At 71.8% G+C, this 20,365-nt stretch carries 16 protein-coding genes and 1 pseudogene; 7 read left to right on the top strand and 10 right to left on the bottom strand.

The window, feature by feature from the left end:
* Window positions 1–8: 8 nt before the first annotated feature.
* From OH804_RS09940 to OH804_RS09920, 5 genes are all read right to left on the bottom strand, one after another.
* The gene (locus OH804_RS09940) at window positions 9–947 is read right to left on the bottom strand and encodes a YbhN family protein (RefSeq protein WP_406064516.1); all 939 of its coding nucleotides are present in this window, start codon (window positions 945–947) and stop codon (window positions 9–11) included.
* 66 nt (window positions 948–1,013) lie between these two features.
* Window positions 1,014–1,832 (bottom strand): methyltransferase domain-containing protein, encoded by an 819-nt coding sequence (locus OH804_RS09935; protein WP_406064514.1) that lies wholly within the window; start codon window positions 1,830–1,832, stop codon window positions 1,014–1,016.
* Window positions 1,829–2,875: a glycosyltransferase family 4 protein gene (locus OH804_RS09930; protein WP_406064512.1), complete on the bottom strand. Its 1,047-nt coding sequence runs from the start codon at window positions 2,873–2,875 to the stop codon at window positions 1,829–1,831. The genes OH804_RS09935 and OH804_RS09930 overlap by 4 nt, the downstream gene beginning before the upstream one ends.
* Window positions 2,872–3,270: a 6-carboxytetrahydropterin synthase gene (locus tag OH804_RS09925; RefSeq protein ID WP_196926417.1), complete on the bottom strand. Its 399-nt coding sequence runs from the start codon at window positions 3,268–3,270 to the stop codon at window positions 2,872–2,874. Before OH804_RS09925 ends, OH804_RS09930 begins: the two co-directional genes overlap by 4 nt.
* A gap of 2 nt (window positions 3,271–3,272) precedes the next feature.
* Window positions 3,273–4,256 carry a zinc-binding alcohol dehydrogenase gene (locus tag OH804_RS09920; protein ID WP_406064510.1) on the bottom strand — a complete coding sequence of 328 codons (984 nt, stop codon included), beginning with the start codon at window positions 4,254–4,256 and terminating at the stop codon, window positions 3,273–3,275.
* A gap of 431 nt (window positions 4,257–4,687) precedes the next feature.
* Between OH804_RS09920 and OH804_RS09915 the strand changes: the two genes are divergently transcribed.
* From OH804_RS09915 to OH804_RS09900, 4 genes and pseudogenes are all read left to right on the top strand, one after another.
* Window positions 4,688–5,434: an NAD(P)-dependent oxidoreductase gene (locus OH804_RS09915; RefSeq protein ID WP_406066490.1), complete on the top strand. Its 747-nt coding sequence runs from the start codon at window positions 4,688–4,690 to the stop codon at window positions 5,432–5,434.
* Window positions 5,431–6,150, top strand: coding sequence for a DUF4386 domain-containing protein (locus OH804_RS09910; RefSeq protein WP_406064508.1), 720 nt, complete (start codon window positions 5,431–5,433; stop codon window positions 6,148–6,150). Before OH804_RS09915 ends, OH804_RS09910 begins: the two co-directional genes overlap by 4 nt.
* A 144-nt stretch (window positions 6,151–6,294) precedes the next feature.
* A pseudogene (locus OH804_RS09905) lies at window positions 6,295–7,527 on the top strand (choice-of-anchor A family protein); the annotation flags it as partial.
* A gap of 9 nt (window positions 7,528–7,536) precedes the next feature.
* Entirely contained in the window at window positions 7,537–11,148 is a 3,612-nt protein-coding gene (locus OH804_RS09900; protein WP_406066488.1) for a hypothetical protein, read from the top strand.
* 87 nt (window positions 11,149–11,235) lie between these two features.
* Here OH804_RS09900 and OH804_RS09895 read toward each other — a convergent pair whose 3' ends face one another.
* From OH804_RS09895 to OH804_RS09880, 4 genes are read right to left on the bottom strand one after another with little or no spacing between them, the layout of a single operon-like run.
* Window positions 11,236–12,105 (bottom strand): hypothetical protein, encoded by an 870-nt coding sequence (locus OH804_RS09895; protein ID WP_406064506.1) that lies wholly within the window; start codon window positions 12,103–12,105, stop codon window positions 11,236–11,238.
* Complete coding sequence (locus OH804_RS09890) at window positions 12,102–12,788, bottom strand: hypothetical protein (RefSeq protein ID WP_406064504.1); 687 nt, start codon at window positions 12,786–12,788, stop codon at window positions 12,102–12,104. The genes OH804_RS09895 and OH804_RS09890 overlap by 4 nt, the downstream gene beginning before the upstream one ends.
* A gap of 9 nt (window positions 12,789–12,797) precedes the next feature.
* Entirely contained in the window at window positions 12,798–13,661 is an 864-nt protein-coding gene (locus tag OH804_RS09885; RefSeq protein WP_406064502.1) for an alpha/beta hydrolase fold domain-containing protein, read from the bottom strand.
* Window positions 13,662–13,697: 36 nt separating this feature from the next.
* Window positions 13,698–14,294, bottom strand: a complete 597-nt coding sequence (locus OH804_RS09880) for a helix-turn-helix transcriptional regulator (protein WP_196923396.1) — start codon at window positions 14,292–14,294, stop codon at window positions 13,698–13,700.
* A gap of 76 nt (window positions 14,295–14,370) precedes the next feature.
* On the opposite strand from OH804_RS09880, the gene OH804_RS09875 reads away from it, so the two are divergent.
* The 3 genes from OH804_RS09875 to OH804_RS09865 all read left to right on the top strand — a co-directional run bounded on the left by OH804_RS09875 (window position 14,371) and on the right by OH804_RS09865 (window position 19,569).
* On the top strand, window positions 14,371–15,945 hold the full coding sequence (locus tag OH804_RS09875; RefSeq protein ID WP_406064500.1) for an FAD-dependent oxidoreductase: 1,575 nt from the start codon (window positions 14,371–14,373) through the stop codon (window positions 15,943–15,945).
* 261 nt (window positions 15,946–16,206) lie between these two features.
* Window positions 16,207–17,919, top strand: coding sequence for a hypothetical protein (locus OH804_RS09870; RefSeq protein WP_406064498.1), 1,713 nt, complete (start codon window positions 16,207–16,209; stop codon window positions 17,917–17,919).
* A 255-nt stretch (window positions 17,920–18,174) separates the two neighbouring features.
* On the top strand, window positions 18,175–19,569 hold the full coding sequence (locus tag OH804_RS09865) for a dihydrolipoyl dehydrogenase family protein (protein WP_406064496.1): 1,395 nt from the start codon (window positions 18,175–18,177) through the stop codon (window positions 19,567–19,569).
* Between the two features lie 27 nt (window positions 19,570–19,596).
* On the opposite strand, the gene OH804_RS09860 is transcribed toward OH804_RS09865, so the two are convergent.
* A complete protein-coding gene (locus tag OH804_RS09860; protein WP_406064494.1) occupies window positions 19,597–20,364 on the bottom strand; it encodes a nucleotidyltransferase domain-containing protein in 768 nt (255 codons plus the stop codon).
* Between the last annotated feature and the right edge of the window lies 1 nt (window position 20,365).

The raw sequence follows: 20,365 nt of genomic DNA, 5'->3' as shown, positions 1-20,365 counted from the left end.
CAACCGACTCAACAGTCGCCGCCGGAGGCGGCTTCCCGGGCGGCGACTGGAATTCGACGCCGACGGGCCAGCAGCACGGCGGCACCGGGCAGGCTGGCCACCAACACCAGTGCGCCGTAGACGGTGGCGGTGGCGACACCCTCGGCCGCGCTGAGGCCGGCCGCGCCGAACACCCACGCCGCCACCCCCTCGCGCGGGCCGAAGCCGGCCACGTTCAACGGCAGGCCCATGGCGAGCAGTGCGAGCAGCGTCAGCGGCAGCAGTCGGGACAGCGGGGCGTCCGATCCGGCGGTACGCGCCGCCACCAGGAAGGTGGCCAGGTGACCGGCGACCATCACGGCCGAGGCGACCAGCACACCGAACCAGGTGCGCCGCGCCAGCAGCCCCGAGCGTACGTCCGCCACGGCGGTACGCAGCGCCGTCGCCCAGCGCGACCCGCCGCCGTTGGGCAGGACCCGGGCCAGCAGCACGGCGACCAGCCCGCCGGCCACGAGCAGCGCGGCGGCGACCGGCAGGTACGGCCGGACCGGGGACGGGAAGGCCGCGAGCACCACCAGCGCGACTCCGATCAGGACCACCTGCCCGGCGGTACGCTCCCAGACCACCGCGCGGATGCCCCGGCTGACGTCACCGGCGTCACGGCCGTGGCGTACCGCCCGGTGCACGTCGCCGAGCATCCCGCCGGGCAGGGTGGCGTTGAGGAACACGGCCCGGTAGCAGTGCGCCACCGCCGTCGCCAGGGGTAGGCGAACGCCGAGGCCGCCGGCGACCAGGCTCCACCGCCACGCCGCGCAGACAGTGGTGAGCACCCCGATGACCAGCGCCGCTGCCAACGCCGGCGCGTCGATCAGTCGTACTCCGGCGAGGAACGGGCCACTGCCCACCTGCCACAGCAGGACGGCGAGCAGACCCACCCCGCCGACCACTCGTGCCCAGGCCCAGAACATCGGCGCCGGCCCTCCCTTTGAAGATCGTCCACTTGCCCTAGTGCACGTACCCAGGGCGTGAACGGTTCATCCACCAGCGAGGAGGTCAGTGTGTTCGACAAGCACTGTGAGTCGGCCGGCCGCCGCGTCGGCCAACCGACGGCGGGCGTACGCCTCGGCGGGGCCGGCCAGGTCGGGGCGCTGCTCGCAGGCCGCGCCCAGCCACCCCCGGAACCACTCGGCGGTCAGGTCGGCCTGCTCCGGGCCGAGACGCCACGGGCTGGGCCGTTCCCGCACGTCGACGCCGTGCCGGGCGAACGCGGCGGCGGTGGCGGCGGCGGCATCCGGGCCGAGCAGCCGTCGGCCCTCGACGGTACGCCGCTGGTGGTCGTTGAACGCGGCCTCGACCGCCTCGTCGAGCGGGTCGGCCGGGGTGAATCGGGCTCGCCCGGTCACCGAGATGGCGAACAGGGCGGGCCGGCCGACGCAGGCGGCCACCACCCGTTCGACCTCCTCCGCGGTGAGCATGTCCAGCAGCGCGGACGCGGTGACCAGGGAACCGTCGGCCAGGTCGGCGGCGGTCAGTCGGGTGAGGTCACCGCAACGGGTGTGGACGGTGACCGGGGCGCCGTCGGCGGCGGTCACCCCGGTCATGCCCGCGGCGGCCCGGGCCAGCAGGTCGGCGTCCCGGTCGTGCAGCACCCAGTGCTGCGGTCCGGTTAGCCGGGCGGCCAGCCACCGACTCATCGAGCCGGTGCCGCTGCCCAGGTCGTGGATCACCGTCGGGGTGTCCCCGGTCAGCCGGGCCCGGACGGCGTCCAGCAGGTCCTCGGCGCGCGCCGCCGCGTCGGCCGGCTCACGCAACCGCAGCCAGTCGGCGAACGGCAGGGTCTCCTCGACGGTCATTCCGCCACCTCCTTCAGCACGCCGGCCAGCAGCGCGGTGGTCACCGGCCAGTCGGTCAGGGTGTCACGCCGGGCGAGAGCGGCACGCCGCAGCCGGGCGCGCAGCGCGTCGTCGTCCAGCCAGCGGGCCAACGCGGCGGCCAGCGCCGCCGGGTCGCCGGGCGGGACCAGCAGTCCCGGTCGGTCACCGTCGGGTGCGTGGCCGAGCGCCTCCGGCAGCCCGCCCACCTCGGTGGCCACCACCGGCAGGCCGCGGGCCAGCGCCTCGGTGACGACCATGCCGTACGTCTCGCCTCTCGACGGCAGCGCCAGCAGGTCGGCGGCGGCGTACGCGTCGTCCAACGCGGCGCCGGTCAGTGGGCCGACCAGCTGCACCCGCCCGGTGAGGCCCGCCCCGGTCAACCGGTCGCGCAGCCGGTGCACGAGGCCCGGTTCCCGGGTCAGCGTGCCCGCGCAGAGCATCGTCCAGGGCCGGCCGGCCAGCGTGGCCAACGCGTCGACCAGCACGTCGTACCCCTTGTGGTGGGTGACCGCCGCGACGCAGAGCAACCGGTCGCCGGCCGGTGAGCCGGCAGCGGGCGGCGCGGGCCGCACCCCGGGCGGCGCGGCCCGGATCCGGTCGGCGAGCGTCGGGTGACGGGCCAGCAGGGCGCGGCGGGTCCAACCGCTGGTGGTGACGACGGCCCGGGCGGTGGCCAGCGCGCGGGCCTCCGGCTCGTCGTCGAGCGGCAGATGCACCAGGACCACCAGGCGCAGCCGACGGGCGTGCGCGGCGAGCAGATCTGGCACGGTCGAGGCGATCAGGCCGTCGATCAGCATCACCGCGTCGTCGGGCACGGCGGCGAGCACCCCGTCCAGCGTCGCTCGGTCGGCCGGGCCGGGGTGCGGCCACGCGCCGGGCACCGGATGCTCGTGGACGGACCAGCCGCGCTCGCCCAGCCCGGCGCAGATCCGCCGGTCGTAGAAGTTGCCGCCACTGGGGGTGGCCGGGTCGTCGATGTCACCGGGCAGGACGACGTGCACCGCCCGGCCCGCGTCGGTCACAACGACCGCTCGTAGCTCGCCCAGGCGATGTGCGACTCGTGCAGGGTGACAGTGATGCCGGTCAGGTCGCGCGCCCCCGCGCCCAGCTCACCGGCGTGCACCCGCTCGACCAGTCGGTCGGCGACCGTACGGGCCAGCACCTCCGTGGTGGTGTTCACCCCGGCGAAGGCCGCCTCGTCGTCGAGGTTGCGGTAGGTCAGCTCGCCCAGCACGGCCCGCAGCTGCTCGGTGGCCAGGCCGATGTCCACCACGATCCCGTCGGCGTCCAGGTCGGGCCGGCGGAACGTCGCGTCCACCACGAACGTCGCGCCGTGCAGGCGTTGCGCAGGCCCGAACACCTCGCCTCGGAAACTGTGGGCGATCATCATGTGGTCCCGAACGGTCACGCTGAACACGGTCACTCTCCGTCGTCGTAGGTGATGAGGTGGCAGAGCGCGGGCAGGTCGCCCGAGGTCAGTCTGGTCAGCACGTCGGGGAGCTCCGCGAAGGGGGACGCGCCGGTGATCAACGCGTCGAAGGCCGGGTCGTCGAGCAGGTCGAGGGCGAGCGCCAGTCGGTCGGCGTAACTGCGCCGTCCCCGTCGGGCGGGTGCCACCATGCCGACCTGACTGCTGCGCACTGTGAGTCGACCGGAGTGGAACGCGCCGCCCAGCGACACCTGCACCGGGCGGTCGCCGTACCAGCTCAGCTCGATGACAGTGCCCTCCGGGGCGAGCAGGTCCAGCGACTGTTGCAGACCGGCGGCGGTGGCGCTGGCGTGCACGACCAGGTCCCGGTCGCCCTTGGCATCGGCCGGGTTGGCGAAGTCGACGCCGAGGGCCCCGGCCACGCCGGCCCGGCGTGCGTCGGTGTCGACCAGCTCGACGTGCACGCCGGGGAACCGGGCGAGCAGTGCCGCGACGCAGCAGCCCACCATGCCCGCGCCGATCACGGTGACCCGGTCACCGACCAGCGGGGCCGCGTCCCACAGCGCGTTGACCGCGGTCTCCACGGTGCCGGCGAGCACCGCTCGGGCGGCCGGCACCCCCTCCGGCACCGGCACCACCGCGCTCACCGGCACGACGTACGCGCTCTGGTGCGGGTGCAGGCAGAACACCGTCCGCCCGAGGAGCTCCGGCGGGCCCTGCTCGACCACGCCGACGCTGAGGTAGCCGTACTTCACCGGGCCGGGGAACTCGCCCTCCTGGAACGGCGCGCGCATGGTGGCGTACTGGTCGGTGGGCACCCGGCCGGCGAAGACCAGCGTCTCGGTGCCCCGGCTGACCCCGGAGTAGCGGGCCCGGACCAGCACCTCGTCGGGGCCGGGGGCGGTCAGCGACACCGGCTGGATCTCGGCCACGCCGGGTTCACGCACCCAACAGGCGTACGCCTCGCGGATCACCGTCGCGCACCTCAGCTCTGCTCCGGGCCGAACCGATCGGCCATGTCGGACCCCCGGTCGGGGGTTGTCGATCATAAACACGGAAGTTCGGCACGCACAGTTCGAAGTGGTCCGTGCTCGGCCGCAGACCGCGACTGGCCAGGCTGGGCGGTGCGGATGCTGGACCGGTCGTCGACACTGCTGCGCCACGCTGATCCGCAGCCCAGCGGCCGACGTTCGGAAATCATGACGGGATCGGAGTTTTCCCGTCCGATTCCAGTTCGCACCGACCATTCCGCCGTTGCTGTTCCACCCCTTTACGCGTACGGTCCAGATCGAGTGGCCAGCCGTACCGCCAATTCTCCCCGACCTGGCCGGCACCCCTTCACGCGGCTCCAGTTTGTGCCTTTTCGTCATTCGCCGACCCAGTGGGCAAGAAGAAGAGAAGAGCCATGGAAAACGCACAGGCACGCGATGGCGCCGGGCAACCCGCCAAGCCGAAGATCTGCATTGTCGGTGCCTCTGGAAAACTCGGGCGGTACATGGTGCGGCACGCGCTCGACCGCGACTACGAGGTCGTCGGCGTATGCCGAGAGGGCAGCGTGGGAAAGCTCGACGCGTTCAAGGGGCGCATCACCGTCATTGCCGGAGCGACCGACGACCGCGACGTCATCGCTCGCGCGGTTGCCGGGTGCGACGGCGTACTGACCGTGCTGGTGCCGCGTGGGGTCGACCACTACTCGGCCGGCACGGCCCAGGCCGTGCTCGACCACGCACGTCCCGGGGCACGCCTCGTGTTCTCCTGCGGATGGCACATCACCCGCGACGGCCAGGACGTGTACTCCTGGAAGCTGAAGGCCATCGTGAAGGTTTTCGGCCCGCTGGCGAAACTCGCCCGCTTCGCCGACCTGGACGATCAGGTGGATGCCTGCCGTCGGGTGTTCGCCAGCGACACCCGATGGACCGTCGTCCGCGGCAGCGACCTGGAAGAGGGCGACAGTCAGGGCCTCCCGGTCTGGAGCAGTCACGTGGGCGACCCCATCCTGGAGAGCAACCGCACCCGTCGAGTCGACTTCGCTCTGTTCATGGTCGATGCCCTCACCAACGACGAGCTCGTGCACGAGGCACCGGCGATCGTCGGCCGCCAGACACCCTCAGCGCTCGCACACTCCGGCGCGGGGCGCGAGGGGGCGACATGAGCCCGCTACGCAGAACCGCGCTGGCCGCGGGCGTGCTCTACCTCCTCACCTTCGTCTCGATCCCGATCCTCGGCCTGTACGCGACGGTGCTCGATCCAGAATCCACCGTCGGGGCGGGCACCGCCACGGCCGTGGCCTGGGGCGGTGTCCTGGAGATGGTGGTGGCCCTCGCGTGCATCGGCACCGCTGTCGTGCTGTACCCGCTCGTCAAACGGCAGAACGAGGCACTCGCATTGGGCTTCGTCGGCGTCCGGGTCCTGGAGGCAGCCACCATCGTCGCCGGCATCGTGGTCATCATGACGCTCGTGACCGTGCGGCAGGCCGAACCCGACCCGCAGGTGCAGGCCACCGGTGCGGCCCTGATCGCCCTGCACGACTGGACGTTCCTGACGGGGCAGGGTTTCCTGCCGGCAGTGAACGCGCTCCTGGTGGGCCCGCTGCTGTACCAGTCCCGCCTCGTGCCGCGGGTCCTTCCCATGCTCGGGTTCATCGGAGCCCTCCTGCTTGCCATCACCTTCGTCGCCACGATGTTCGGCTTCTGGGCACAGGTGTCTTCGGCGTCCGCCCTGCTGACCATTCCGATCGCCCTGTGGGAGCTCTCGCTGGGTATCTGGCTGATCGTCAAGGGCTTCCAGCCCTCCCCCATCACCGCTGGCCTGGCCGCCGACCCCGCATCCGGCAGCGGCGTCCCGGTCCACTCGGGGCAGAGCGGCTGACCCTCAACACGGCCTGCGGGTTGGCGCACCGACGAGGTACGAGTCAGCGCCGTCGCCAGCGGACCCGCTATTCGGACAAAAGCCTCGAAACTTGACAACTAGCTCGTTACGCTCCCCTGGCACATTCGAACCAACGGGGGCGTGATGAGGATTTCGTGGTGGGGTAGCCGCAGGTCACGGGCGGCGGCGCTGTCCGCCGTCGCGGGCGTGCTGGCGGTCAACGGACTGCTGGTGCCGGCACCCGCCGCGCCCACCCCGATCAACCCGGTACTGGCCGCCGTCGACGAGGCCATCGGCCCGGTCGATCCGGTGGCCGAGGCGCTGAGCTTCGGCGTGATGACCGAAGGCGACGCCAGGGTGAACAACGACGAGAACGAGGGAACCCTCGCCGTCGGCGGCGACCTCACCTTCGGCAACTACCAGCTCGCCGGGGCGACCGCTGGATCGTTCGTGGTGCCCGGCGACGCCAACCCCAGCGCCCTGGTCGTGGGTGGACGGGTCAACTTCGCCGGCAGCGTCGGCGGCAGCCGCCTCCAGGTGCTCTCCAACGGCTACGCCAAGGTCGGCAACCTGACCGGCACCTTCGTCCGTAACACCGACAACAACGGCGCCCAGGTCAACACCCGGATCCTGCCGGCGAACGACTACGACGCCTCACCCCGGGTGGAGCTCGTCACCCGGCAGCCGGTCCCCAGCGTCGGGCCGACCTCGCCGATCAACTTCGCCGGCGCGTTCGCCGCCTTCCGGGACACCACCGCCGGCCTGGCCACCTGCGACAACACGGTGGTGCTGCGGACGCCGAACGGTGACGTGCTGCCCCGACCGATCCCGCCAGGCAGCAACGCCGTCGTCACGTTGACCCCGGGCGTGACGAATGTGCTCAACCTGACCGCCGCCGACCTGGCCAACATCCAGATCCTGACCTTCGCCAGCCAGCCGACCGCCGACACCCCGCTGCTGGTGAACGTGGACACCAGCGGCGTGGGCAACACGTTCGCCTGGACGGCCCCGAACTTCGCCGGGATCGGCGGACCGCAGGCGCGCTACATCCTGTTCAACTTCCCGACCGCCACCGCGCTCACCCTCACCCCGAACGCCGCCACCGTCGAGGGCACCATTTACGCGCCCAACGCCAGCCTCACCGACCTCTCCTCCAGCAACACCGAGGGCAGCGTCATCACCCGTACGCTGGACCACCGTGGTGGCGAGATCCACTACTTCCCGTTCAGCACCACCCTGTCCTGCGCAGGCGCCACCCCGGCCGACATCGCCCTGATCAAGTCATCCACCACCACGTCGATCACGTCGGTCGGGCAGCAGGTGCCGTACTCGTTCCACGTGGTCAACACCGGCGGTGTCCCACTGACCAACATCTCCGTCACCGACGTGCAGACCCCGCCGTCGTCGAACGCCAACCTTGGCCCGATCACCTGCGCCGCCACCACCCTTGCGCCAGGGGCGCAGACCGCCTGCACGGCCACCTACACCGTCACCCAGGCCGACCTGGACAACAACGGCGTCACCAACGTCGCCACCGCACAGGGCAGCCCACCCACCGGTCCACCGGTCGTCTCCGATCCGAGCACCCTGACCATCCCGGCCCAGGGGCTCACCGCCGCCGTCACGGTGGTGAAGTCGTCGACCACCACGAGCATCACGACTGTCGGGCAGCAGGTGCCGTACCGGTTCCTGGTCGCCAACACCGGCGGTCTGACCCTGAGCAACGTGGCCGTCACCGACGTGCAGACCCCGCCGTCGTCGAACGCGAACCTCGGCCCGATCACCTGCGCCGCCACCACCCTGGCACCCGGCGTGAGCACCATCTGCACCGCCACCTACACCGTCTCCCAGGCCGACCTGGACAACAACGGGGTCACCAACGTGGCGACCGCGCGGGGCACCCCGCCCGGCGGCGGTACGCCGGTCACCTCGCCGCCGTCGACGCTGACCGTCCCCGCAGCCGGACTGACCCCGTCGATCGCGGTGACGAAGACCTCCACCACCGCGTCAATCACCGCAGTCGGGCAGCAGGTGCCGTACTCGTTCCACGTGGTCAACAACGGCGGGGTCACCCTGACCGCCATCAACGTCACCGACGTGCAGGCACCGCCCTCGTCGAACGCGAACCTCGGCCCGATCACCTGCGCCGCCACCACCCTCGCGCCCGGCGCACGCACCGCGTGCACCGCCACCTACACCGTCACCCAGGCCGACCTCGACAACGACGGAGTCACCAACACCGCCACCGCACACGGCACCCCGCCCGGCGGTGGCACCCCGGTGAACTCGCCGCCCTCGACCCTGACTCTGCCGGAAACCGGCCTGGTCGCCTCGATCGCGGTCGTGAAGACATCCACGACCACTCTGATCAGCACCGTCGGCCAGCAGGTGCCGTACTCGTTCCACGTGGTCAACACCGGCGGGTTCACCCTGACCGCCATCAACGTCACCGACGTGCAGGCACCGCCCTCGTCGAACGCGAACCTCGGCCCGATCACCTGCGCCGCCACCACCCTCGCGCCCGGCGCGCAGACCGCGTGCACCGCCACCTACACGGTCAGCCAGGCCGACCTGGACAACGGCTTCGTACGCGACACCGCCACTGCGCAGGGCACCCCGCCTGGTGGCGGAACGCCCGTCCAATCAGGGCCGTCGACGTTGACGATCCCGAGCGGTGACGTCTTCCCTGCCATCTCACTGATCAAGTCGTCCACCACCGCTGCCATCAGCTCGGTGGGCCAACAGGTGCCCTACCGCTTCCTGGTCGCCAACACCGGCGGCGTCACCCTGAACAACGTCAACATCACCGACGTACAGGACCCGCCGTCGTCGAACGCGAACCTCGGCCCGATCACCTGCCCACAGACCACCCTCGCTCCCGGTGCGACCACCGTCTGCACCGCGACGTACACGGTCACCCAGGCCGACCTGGACCATGACGAGCTGACCGACATCGCCACCGCGCACGGCACCCCGACGGGGACCGAGGAGCCGGTTGACTCGGACCAGGTCGTGCTGACCATTCCGGCGGCCGACGTCACACCGTCGATCTCGGTGGTGAAATCGTCCACCACCACCTCCATCACCTCGGTCGGGCAGCAGGTGCCCTACCAGTTCCTCGTCATCAACAACGGTGGCGTGACGCTGACCAACGTCAACGTCACCGACGCACAGACCCCGCCCTCGTCGAACGCGAACCTCGGGCCGATCACCTGCCCACAGACCACTCTCGCGCCCGGTCAGGCGACAGCCTGCACCGCCACCTACACCGTCACCCAGGCCGACCTCGACAACAACTCGGTCGCCGACGTCGCCACCGCGCACGGCACACCGCCGGACAGCCAGACGCCGGTCGACTCGCCGCCGTCCCCGCTGACCATCCCGGAGTCTGGTCTGGTCGCCGCGATCTCGGTGGTCAAGCTTTCCGAAGTCACCTCGATCGGTGCGGTCGGGCAGCAGGTGCCCTACCGGTTCCACGTGGTCAACACCGGCGGACTCACCCTGACCAACGTCAACGTCACCGACGTGCAGGCACCGCCCTCGTCGAACGCGAACCTCGGTCCGATCACCTGCGCGAACACCACACTCGCACCGGGTGAGTCCACCGCGTGCACCGCCACCTACACCGTCACCCAGGCGGACCTCGACAACGAAGGGGTCACCGACACCGCCACCGCACACGGCACACCGCCGGGCAGCCAGCCGCCGGTGAACTCGCCACCGGCGACGCTGACCATCCCCGAGGCGGGGCTCGTCGCTGACATCGACGTGATCAAGTCGACGACCACCGTGGCGATCGCCGCGCCGGGCCAGCAGGTGCCCTACACCTTCCTGGTCGTCAACACCGGCGGCTTCACGCTCACCAACGTGACAGTCAACGACACCGTGCTGCCGCCGTCCGAGCGTGGTGTGCTCGGGCCGATCACCTGCGGTCCGCAGAACATCCCGAACGGCGCGGTGACATTGTCGCCGGGCGCCTCCATCCAGTGCCGGACGACCTACACCGTGACCGCGGAGGACTTCACCGGCTCGTCGCTGCGCAACGTCGCCACGGCCACCGGTACGCCGCCGTTCGGGCCGCCGCCGGTCTCACCACCGTCCCCGCTGGACATCCCGATCCCGCATCCGGCCATCGCCATCACCAAGTCCGTGACGCCCACAGTGGTGTCCGCGGCCGGTGACGTGGTCACGTACCGGTTCGAGGTGAGCAACACCGGTACCACAGCGCTCAGCGCGGTGACTGTCGACGAGACCGACTTCTCCGGCACCGGGACGCCCGGCGCGATCACCTGCGGCACCCCACCGGTCGCCAACGGCGCGGTCACCCTGGCCACCGGGGCGAGCACTACCTGCACGTCTACCTACGCGGTCACTGCGGCGGACATCGAGGCCGGCCGGATCACCAACACGGCCGTCGCCGCCGGCACGCCGCCGACCATTCCCGGCCAGGACCCACCCGCACCGGTACGCTCCGCGCCGGTCTCGGCCGAGGTCACGGCCACCCGGGGCGCGGCGATCACGGTGGTGAAGTCGAGCAGCACCGACAAGATCGTCCGACCGGGGCAGCATGTGCCGTTCCAGTTCGTGGTCACCAACACCGGTCAGGTGCCGCTGACCGACGTGACGATCACCGACGCCCTGACCGCGCCGGCCTCGGCGGCCAACCTCGGCCCGATCGCCTGCGGTCCGGAGCGGACCCCGAACGGCGCCGTCACCCTCGCGGCCGGCGCGGCCGTGACCTGTGCGGCGACGTACACGGTCAGCAAGGCCGACTACCACCACGGGTCGCTGCGCAACACCGCGACGGCAACCGGCACTCCGCCGGACGGCCCGGCACCGGTCTCACCCGAGTCCACCATCACCATCCCGGTTAAGGGCAAGCTCCCGGTGACCGGTACGTCGTTCCCGGCCGGGCTCTGGATGGGCGCCGGCGTCCTAGCGGTGCTCCTGGGCGCGGCACTGCTGCTGGTCGTCCGGCAGCGCAGAATCCGCGCCTAGCGCGGACCTGATCGCGGGGGTCGGACCGGAGGGGAACCGGTCCGACCCCCGCGGCACGCCACCACCCCGCGACCACGACGCTCGACGTCACTGATTCGGCAGTGACGCAGCCACCTCGGTCAACCGCCAGGCCCTGCTCGCGACGTCGTAGACCATTCTGAGGTCGGGCTGCTTCGGGACCGACTGGCCGAGCCGCCACGATCCGGACGTGGCGTAGAGATCGACTGTCACCGAGCCCGGTGTCGCGGCGCCCAGCTCGCCGACCCAGTGCCGGTTCTCCCCGATCAGCCCCTGCACGGTCTCGACGTCGGGCGCCGTCACCTCCACCACAGTGGTGTCGACAAGCGCCGAGCCGACCAGCAGGGCCAGGAGCCGGCCGAGGACCGCCGCGGGCACCGTGCGGTCGGTCGTCTCGAGAGCCACGTAGCAGTCGTCGTGCCCGGAGAAGAACAGGCGTGAGCCGGCCAGCGCGGGTAGGACCGGCTCGTCGTACCTGGCCGTTCCGATGTCGACGATCATCTCGTCGACGCGGGCGGCGGAAGGCGTACCCGGCACGTCGACAAGTGTCAGATTGTAGGGGTACCAGCCGGCCAGGAACCGGGGCAACTGCTCCCGGCGGATCAGCAGGGCCTCCTCGCTGAGGCCGACGACCCCGGCCGCCAGCGCGCCGACCTGACGCACCTCGAAGCTGACGCCCTGCTCCGCCGCGATCCGCGACGGCCGCCACTGCTGATACTCCTCATCCAGGAAGCTGTTGGTCTCCAGGCCGGCAACCATGATGGTGTCGTTGCCGGCGAGCATGAGCACATCGGCCAGCTCGGCGGCCTGCGCCGCTGTCGCGGCCACCATCCAGGAGCCGCCTGCCTGGCGAACGCTGAAGCTCAACGGGAAGGGCGCGCCGTCCAGGCCCACGCTGTTCACCGAGAACGCGCCATGAGGCCCGACCTCGACCGTCACGGCGCCGTCCCGGCGATCGGGTAGCCGATCTCGGTGAGGTCCACCCGCAGGTCGGCGGCGGTGAGCTGCGGATTCAGGGCCCTTGTCACGGCGTCGGTGAGCGGTCGATGGGCGACGATGTGCTCGACCGCCGCCCGGTCCACAGTCATCTCGTAGTAGTCGACGGCGAACTCGACGAAGCGGTCGACGATGCCGTCGAACAGGATGTCGAGCAGCCCGGACCCGTCCGGGCCGTTGTCGTCGTACGGCCCGCTCGGTGGTGGGAAGGCGAGGCCGTCACCGGCGTGCCAGCGATCGTCCCCCACCAGCCGCCACAGCACCGTCGTCGCGAGGAGTCGTCCGTCTTCGTCGCAGAAGGCGGGTTCCGTCACGTGCGGACGTAGAACCTCCGGGACGCCGTCGACCAGGCCCGGCCACAGCTCGTGGTCTGGATTGCGGTACGGCGACATCGCCGACTCGTGGTCGAAGAGTCGGATTAAGGCGCCGTCGGCGGTGAACACGACGGCCCACTCGTCGCCGCTGCCGTTGCTCATCAGCGCCGCCTCGTCCGTGCCCCAGTTCGAGGTGTAGGCGTAGTAGGGGTCACCGCCGTCGATGATGCGCTCGAGCACGGCCAGCGCCTTGCAGCGCTGCCGCAGCAGGTCGATGTCAGGGAGTTTGGCGGCAACGTCGTAGGCGGTCACCGGGTCACCCTAGTGAGGCGGCAGCGCCCCGGTGTCGGGGGCGAGGACCCGGGTGAAGAACGCCAGAGTGTCGCGGATCAGCGGCTCCAGCGGCACTCCGGCGAAACAGTGGTCGGCCTCCCGCACCACCGACAACTCGACCTCGGCACCCGCCGCGGTCAACGCTGCGGCAAGCTCTTCGCTCTGCCCCACCGGTACGACCAGGTCCTGGTCGCCGTGGATCAACAGCATGGGCGGGGCCTGGTCGGTGACGTAGGTGATCGGACTGGCCGCCCGGCCCGCTTCCGGGTTCCCGGCCAACGGGGCGCCGATCAGCAGAGACTCGGGCGAGTCCGCCGCCTCGTGGTCGATCGTTCCGGACGGGTGCGCCTGCGCCTGCATGGTCAACAGGTTCGATGGCGCGTACCAGCAGACCGCCGCCCGGACACGGCTGTCGTCCTGGTCGTTCCCCGTCAGCGCGACCATCGAGGCCAGGTGCCCACCGGCCGACTCGCCCCACACCCCGATCCGCTCGCGGTCCACGCCCACCGTGTCGCCGTGGCGGCGCAGCCAGCGCACCGCCGCCGTGACGTCGTCGAGTTGAGCGGGGAAGTGCGCCTCGCCGCTGAGCCGGTACTGCGCGGAGGCGACAGCGAACCCGGCACGGATGGCGGCGGTGAAGGGATCGGCTTCCATGAGCCAGTCCGCCGGGTGCTTGGGCGAGCCGAACATCCACGCGCCGCCGTGGATCCACACCAGGACCGGGGCCGGTTGGGGTGCCGCCACCGGCACGACAAGGTCCAACGTCAGCGGGCGGAAGCCCGGGACCTCGTTGACGACGATGTCGCGGTGCTCGACCCGGTCGGTCCAGCCTCGGGATGCCGCATCGATCATCAAGTCATCTTCGCACCGACGGCCCCCGGGAGTGGATCACTGCTGCTTGTCGGGCGCGGCGGGGCGGGCGCGGACGTGCAGCCGCTCCCCCTGCGGCCCGAAGAGACTGAGGGCTTCGGCGGTGCCGGGGCCGGGGTTGAAGAAGAGGTGCGGGATACGGGTGTCGAACTCGGCCACCTCCCCCGGGGTCAGCGTCAGATCACGGTCGCCGAGCAGCAGGCGCAGCCGGCCGGAGAGCACGTAGAGCCACTCGTACCCCTCGTGGGCCTGTGGGATTCGGCCCCCGGCGGACGGGTCCGGCGGGAAGATCTGCTTGAACGCCTGCACACCGCCCGGTCGGCGGGTCAGCGGGAGGTACGTCACGCCGTGGATGACGATCGGTTTGGGGCGTACCCGGGGGTCGCCGGTGGCGGGGGCGTCGACCAGTTCGTCAAGCGCCACCTGGTAGGCCCTCGCCAGCGGGAGCAGCAGCTCCAGGGTGGGCCGACGGCTACCGGACTCCAGCCGGGACAGGGTGCTCACCGAGATGCCGGTCAGGTCGGCGAGCTGGGTCAGCGTGGTCCCGCGTTGGTGACGCAGGGCACGTAGCCGGGGGCCGACGGCCGCCAGCGCGGCGCTGTCCTCGTTTGCCATAACGGCAAGGATAGTTGCCACCTTGCTGGCGGCGACGGATGGTGGGCGCAGCCGACAGAGCAAGAGGGAGATACCGGTGGACGAGACATACGACGTGGTGGTGGTGGGCGGCGGCGCCGCAGGGCTCAGCGGGGCCCTGGCGTTGAGCCGGGCCCGACGGTCGGTGCTGGTGATCGACTCCGGTGAGCCGCGCAACGCGCCGGCCGACCGGATTCACAACTACCTCGGCCGGGAGGGGACGCCGCCGGGCGAGCTGCTCGCGATCGGCCGGGCCGAGGTGGCCGGGTACGGCGGGCAGTTCCGCACCGGGCGGGTGGAGGCCGCGATCCGGGACGACGACGGGTTCCGGCTGAGCCTCGACGGCGGGGCGTCGGTGCGGGCCCGCCGGCTGCTGGTGACCACCGGTCTGACGGATGAGCTGCCCGACGTGCCCGGCCTGGCCGAGCGGTGGGGTCGCGACGTGCTGCACTGCCCGTACTGCCATGGGTGGGAGGTTCGCGACCGGCGGATCGGCGTCCTGGCGACCAGCCCGCTGAGCGTGCACCAGGCCGAGATGTGGCGACAGTGGAGCCCCAGCGTCCTGCTCCTGCTGCACGACTCCCCGGCGCCGGACGCGGAGACCGCCGAGCGGCTCGCCGCCCGGAGCATCGCTGTGGTGCCCGGTCCGGTCGCCGCTGTGGAGGTGACCGACGACGCGCTGACCGGTGTACGGCTCGCCGACGGCCGGGTGGTGGCGCTCGACGCGATAGTGGTGGCGACCAGGCTGACTCCCCGCGCCGACGCGCTGGTGGGGCTGGGTCTGGCCCCGGAGGAGGTGACGATGGGTGAGCACGTCATCGGCGCCCAGATCCCGACCGACGCCACCGGCGCCACGACCGTCCCGGGTGTCTGGGTGGCGGGCAACGTGGCCGACATCCGCGGCCAGGTGATCACGTCCGCCGGGGCCGGCCTGAACGCGGCGGCGGCGATCAACGCCGATCTCATCGCCGAGGAGACCCGCGACGCGGTGGCCGCGTACCGGCAGTTGGTGGCAACGACGTTCGAGGAACCGGCGTGGGAGGAGCGCTACCAGTCCCGCCCCTCGGTCTGGAGTGGCCGGCCGAACCCGCAGCTGGTCGCCGAGGTCACCGACCTGGCCCCGGGGCGCGCCCTGGACGTGGGCAGCGGCGAGGGCGCCGACGCGGTGTGGCTGGCCGAGCGCGGCTGGCAGGTGACGGCGGTGGACATCTCCACCACGGCGTTGAGCCGGGCCGCCGCGCACGCCGAGGCCGCCGGCGTGGGCGACCGGATCGAGTTCACGCACGCCGACCTACGGGACAAGCCGCCCACCGAGGAGGCGTACGACCTGGTGTCCGCGCAGTTCATGCACCTGCCACCGGTGGAGCGGCGGGAGTTGTTCGGCCGGCTGGCCGCGGCGGTGGCACCGGGCGGCGTCCTGCTGATCGTCGGGCACCACCCCTCGGATCTGTGGGGGTCGGCGCACCGGATGCACATGCCGGACGCGATGTACACCGCGCAGGACGTGGCCGCCGAACTGGAGTCGACCCACTGGGAGGTGCTGGCGGCGGAGGAACGCTCCCGTCCCGCGACGAATCAGAACGGCGAGGAGATCACCCTGCACGACGCGGTCCTGGTCGCTCGCCGACGCTGACCTCGCACCGATCAGGTCGCTCCACGTTGGCCTGCGTCGATCATGGAGTTGTGGTGGATCACAAAGGTGGTGGAGCACCACCTTTCCGGCACCACGACTCCATGATCGGCGCGGGAGCGGGGGAACTCGGGACGACAACGTGAGAGGTGGTGGGGCAGGACTTCGCATGAAGTCCGCTCGGCGGTAGCGTTGCGCCACACTGACGGCCCGTGGGGCAGGCGACCGCCGACCCTGACGCCCCGATCGTACGGAGGATGGTGCATGTCCATCGGCGCTGAGCCGCACGCAGCACGCGACGATGCGGCCTCCCGGCCGAGCTTCGAGCTCGCCCTGCGCGGATACGACAAACGCCAGGTGGACCGGCACCTGGAGCAGCTCGACGGTCAGATCGCGATGCTGAGTGGGGAGCACGGGCGGTCCGCCGTCCGCGTCCGTGAACTGACCGCCGAAGTGCAGCGGCTGCGTGCCGAACTGGCCGAGCTTCAGGAGCAACCCGTGCAGGTGGACCGCGCCTCGTTCCACGATCTGGGCCCGATGGTCGGCGAAATCATGGCGCTCGCCGAGAAGCAGGCCGGCATCATCACCGAGTCCGCCACCGACCGGGCGAACGAGCTGCGCAGCGAGTCCGAGCGGATCCTCGCCGACACCCGCGAGCGGGCCGCGCAGGCACGTCAGGATCTGGCCGAGGAACTGGCCGCCCGGCGGGCCGAGCAGGAGCAGGCGCACGAGGAGCGGCGCACCCTGGCCGAGGCCGAGCTGACAGCTATCCGCGAGCACGCCGAGCAGTTGCGGGCCGACGGTGAGGCCGCGCACGAGCGCGCCCAGCACGAGGCCAAGCGGATCACCGAGCAGAGCGCGCAGCAGCTCAACCAGACCCGGGTCGCCGCCGATGCGCTGATGAAGTCGGCCCGTACCCAGATCCAGCAGGAACTCCAGTCGGCCCGCTCCAAGCACCAGCAGGAGATGGCCCAGTGGCAGGCCGGCGTGGAGCGGGAGGTCAACGAACGGCGTACCGCCGCCGAGCAGGACATCGCCGAACAGCAGGCCGCCGCCGAGCAGGAGCTGGCCGAGCAGCGCAGCGCGACCGAGCAGCAGATCGCCGCGCTGCTGGCCGAGGCACAGCAGCACGTGACCGAGCTGCGCAACCGCGCCGACGAGCAGGCCGCCAGCCACCAGCAGCAGCTCGCCACCCTGCAGAAGGAGCTTGAGGAGCGCCGGCAGGAAGCCGCGGAGCTGCACGCCGAGCTGGAAACCGGCCGCCAGCAGCTCGCCGAGATCCGCCAGGAGGGCGAGGCGCTGGAGAACGAGCTGTCCCGGATGCAGCAGCGGCTCAGTGAGGTCCGCCGCGACCTGACCGCCGAAAGCGCCCGGCTGGACGAGGCCCGCCGCGCCGGGGACTCCGCCGAGCGGCACGCCAAGGAGGTCCGCGCCCGCGTACAGCGGGAGGCGAAGCGGGTTGCCGACCTCGCCGCCGCGGCGGTCATGGCCGCAGCAGCCGGTGGCACGGAGACGGCCGAGTACCCAATGGTGGGTTCCCGCTCCAGCGCCGACCGGCCCGCCCCGGAGCGGGCGGGCGTCGAGCGGCTCACCGTCGAGCGCGTCGGCGTCGACCGGTACTCCGCGGAGCGCCCCGCCGTGGACGACGCGGACGCCGATCGCGCCACTGCCGACCGCGCCCCGCTCAACGCCGCACCTGCCGACCGGAGCCCGGTCGAGAACGGCTACGCCGACCCGTCCCCGGTCGAGCAGGCCAATGGCGACCAGGCCCCGGAGGAGCAGGCGAACGACGAGCACCCTGACGCACCGGCGGTGGCGGACGAGTCGACGACGTCCGAACGTACGGCGGCCCGGGAGGTTGGCGCCGACGACGCCGAGCGGACCTTCCCTCGGCACATCGGCACTGACGCACCGACGCCCGTACCGTTCCTGGCCTTCGGCCAGCCGGTCAGCGAGAACGGCGCCGCCCGGCACTGACCTCAGCCGCGGTTGCACCCGGGTCCGGAGCGAATCCGCACGGGCCCGGGCCGACCTGCGGTGATCAGGTGATGAGAAGTAGGTCCTAGAAGGTTCGGAGACCTACTTCTCATCACCTGATCAAGGGACGGGCGGTGGCCGGTGCGGATTCTGCGCGGAACCGGGTCGCCGTACCCGTTCCAGCTGGCAGGCTGGGCTGGCCGCCGCGCACCAGCGGTGGCCGCCGGCCCGACCGGTGACCGAGAGGAGCGCCCGGTGACCGACCAACCGGAGGAGTTCGACCTGCTCGTCGTCGGTGGCGGCAAGGCCGGCAAGACGTTGAGCATGGACGTCGCCCGATCCGGTCAGCGGGTCGCCATGGTCGAGCGCGGCATGATCGGCGGCAGCTGCATCAACGTCGCGTGCATCCCGACGAAGGCGCTGGTGACCAGCGCGCGGGCCGCCCGCCAACTGCGGGACGCGTCGGCGCTCGGCCTGACGGTGGAGGGCGGCCGGGTCGACATCGACCTGTTGCGCGCGCACAAGCAGGACGTGGTCGAGGGGATGGTCGCTGCGAACCGGCAGCAGTTCCTCGACTCCGGCCTGCACCTGGTGATCGGCGAGGCGCGGTTCGTCGGCCCTCGGACCGTACGGGTGGCACTCGCCGACGGCGGCGAGCGACTGCTGCGCGGCAGCGACGTGGTGATCAACACGGGCACCCGCCCTCATCTGCCGTCGGTGCCCGGGATGGCCCAGGCCGGTGTGCTCACCAGCGACGAGTTGCTGCACCTGGACCGGCTGCCGGCCCGGCTGGTGGTGCTCGGCGGCGGCACCGTCGGGGTGGAGTTCGCGCAGATGTTCGCGTTGTTCGGCAGCGCGGTGACGCTGGTCGAGGGCGGTCCACGGCTGCTCACCCGGGAGGACCTCGACGTCAGCGACGCGGTGATGCGCGTCTTCCTCGACGATGGCATCGACGTACGGGTGGGTGTGGCGGTCGCGCGGGTCGACCGGGAGGCCGACGGCTCGCTCCGGGTGACACTGGACGACGGCAGCGTGGTGGTCGGGGACGACGTGCTGGTGGCGGCCGGCCGGGAACCGGTCACCGACGGGCTCCGCCTGGACGTGGCCGGCGTACGGCTCACCGAGCGGGGCTTCGTGGAGGTCGACGAGCACCTGCGCACCAGCGCCGAGCGCACATGGGCGGCCGGGGACGTCGCCGGCAGCCCGCAGTTCACCCACGTCTCGTTGGACGACTACCGGATCATCCGGGCCAACCTCGCCGGCGGCCAGCGCAGCACCGCCGACCGGCTGATCCCGTACACCGTCTTCACCACCCCGGAGCTGGCGCGGATCGGGCTGACCGAGACCGAGGCGCGCCACGCCGGGTACGACGTCCAGGTCGCCCACCTGCCGGTCGCCGCCATCCCCCGGGCACGCACCCTGCGCCAGACCCAGGGCATGTGGAAGGCGGTCATCGACACCGGCACCGACCGGATCCTCGGTGCGTCGTTGCTCGGCGCCGAGGCCGGTGAGGTGATCACCTCGGTGCAGCTGGCCATGCTCGCCGGAATGCCGTGGACCGCTCTGCGGGACGCGGTCATCACCCACCCGACCATGACCGAGGGTCTCAACCTGCTCTTCGCCTCACTGGAGTCCCGCCCGGTCCGCTGAGCGCCGCCGGGCCCGCGCCGGCGACCGCTACCCGGCGATCTCGTCGCGTACCCGTTGTTGGAAGGCGCGGGCCTGCGCTCCGGTGGGCGGCGGCCCGCCGTGCCGGGCGGCGACCGCCTGTCGGATCACCTGGGCCGGGTCGCCGGTGTCGATCAGCCGCTGACCGGCCGCCACCTTCGCGAGCCAGACGCCATCGCGGTGGCGCACCAGCGACCGGCAGGCGCCGAGTACGGCGTCCTCGGTGCCGGGCGCGGGCTGGTCGGCCGGCGGTGTGGGCAGGGCCAGCCACCAGGTCAGCGCCTCGATGAGCAGCCGGCGCAGGTCGGCTGGGGCGAGGTCGGCGAAGGCTTCCCCCGCCGGCGGCCCGAGCAGTGGGAGTCCACTCTGGTACAGGATGCTGCGATCGAGGCCGTACCAGAATCGGCCGTCGGCGGCCGGGCGGTCGGCGGGGTCGAGGGTGCGCCGGAACTCCATGGCCGCCCCGGTGTTCAGTTCGACCTCGAAGCCGGGCTCCGGGGTGCCGGAGGCGGCCACCGCCCGGTCGTAGACGACCAGTTCCAGGCCACGCGCCGGGCAGGGCAGCGCCTCGTGCCGCAGTCGGGCGACCACCGTCCGCTTGGCGGCCTCGGTGAGCGGTCCGGCGCTGAGCAGCGCCACGTCCACGTCGCTGCGGCCCGGCTGGTACGCCCCGAGCCCCACCGAGCCGGCCGCGTACGCGCCGACCAGGTCGGTGCCGAGCACGTCCCTGGCGGTGCTGACCAGGTCGTCGAGGTAGCGCTGAAGATCGGAGTCCACG

It is taken from the genome of Micromonospora sp. NBC_00860 (assembly GCF_045207375.1).
GTDB lineage: Bacteria > Actinomycetota > Actinomycetes > Mycobacteriales > Micromonosporaceae > Micromonospora > Micromonospora vinacea.
The sequence above is the reverse complement of the archived record's forward strand: the minus strand, read 5'-3'. Positions and strand labels throughout refer to the sequence as shown.

Bases quoted from the DNA above. Each gene is read 5' to 3' on its own strand.
- OH804_RS09940 (WP_406064516.1), bottom strand. From the start codon at position 947: ATGTTCTGGGCCTGGGCACGAGTGGTCGGCGGGGTGGGTCTGCTCGCC.
- OH804_RS09935 (WP_406064514.1), bottom strand. From the start codon at position 1,832: ATGACCGTCGAGGAGACCCTGCCGTTCGCCGACTGGCTGCGGTTGCGT.
- OH804_RS09915 (WP_406066490.1), top strand. From the start codon at position 4,688: ATGGAAAACGCACAGGCACGCGATGGCGCCGGGCAACCCGCCAAGCCG.
- OH804_RS09910 (WP_406064508.1), top strand. From the start codon at position 5,431: ATGAGCCCGCTACGCAGAACCGCGCTGGCCGCGGGCGTGCTCTACCTC.
- OH804_RS09885 (WP_406064502.1), bottom strand. From the start codon at position 13,661: ATGATCGATGCGGCATCCCGAGGCTGGACCGACCGGGTCGAGCACCGC.
- OH804_RS09880 (WP_196923396.1), bottom strand. From the start codon at position 14,294: ATGGCAAACGAGGACAGCGCCGCGCTGGCGGCCGTCGGCCCCCGGCTA.
- OH804_RS09870 (WP_406064498.1), top strand. From the start codon at position 16,207: ATGTCCATCGGCGCTGAGCCGCACGCAGCACGCGACGATGCGGCCTCC.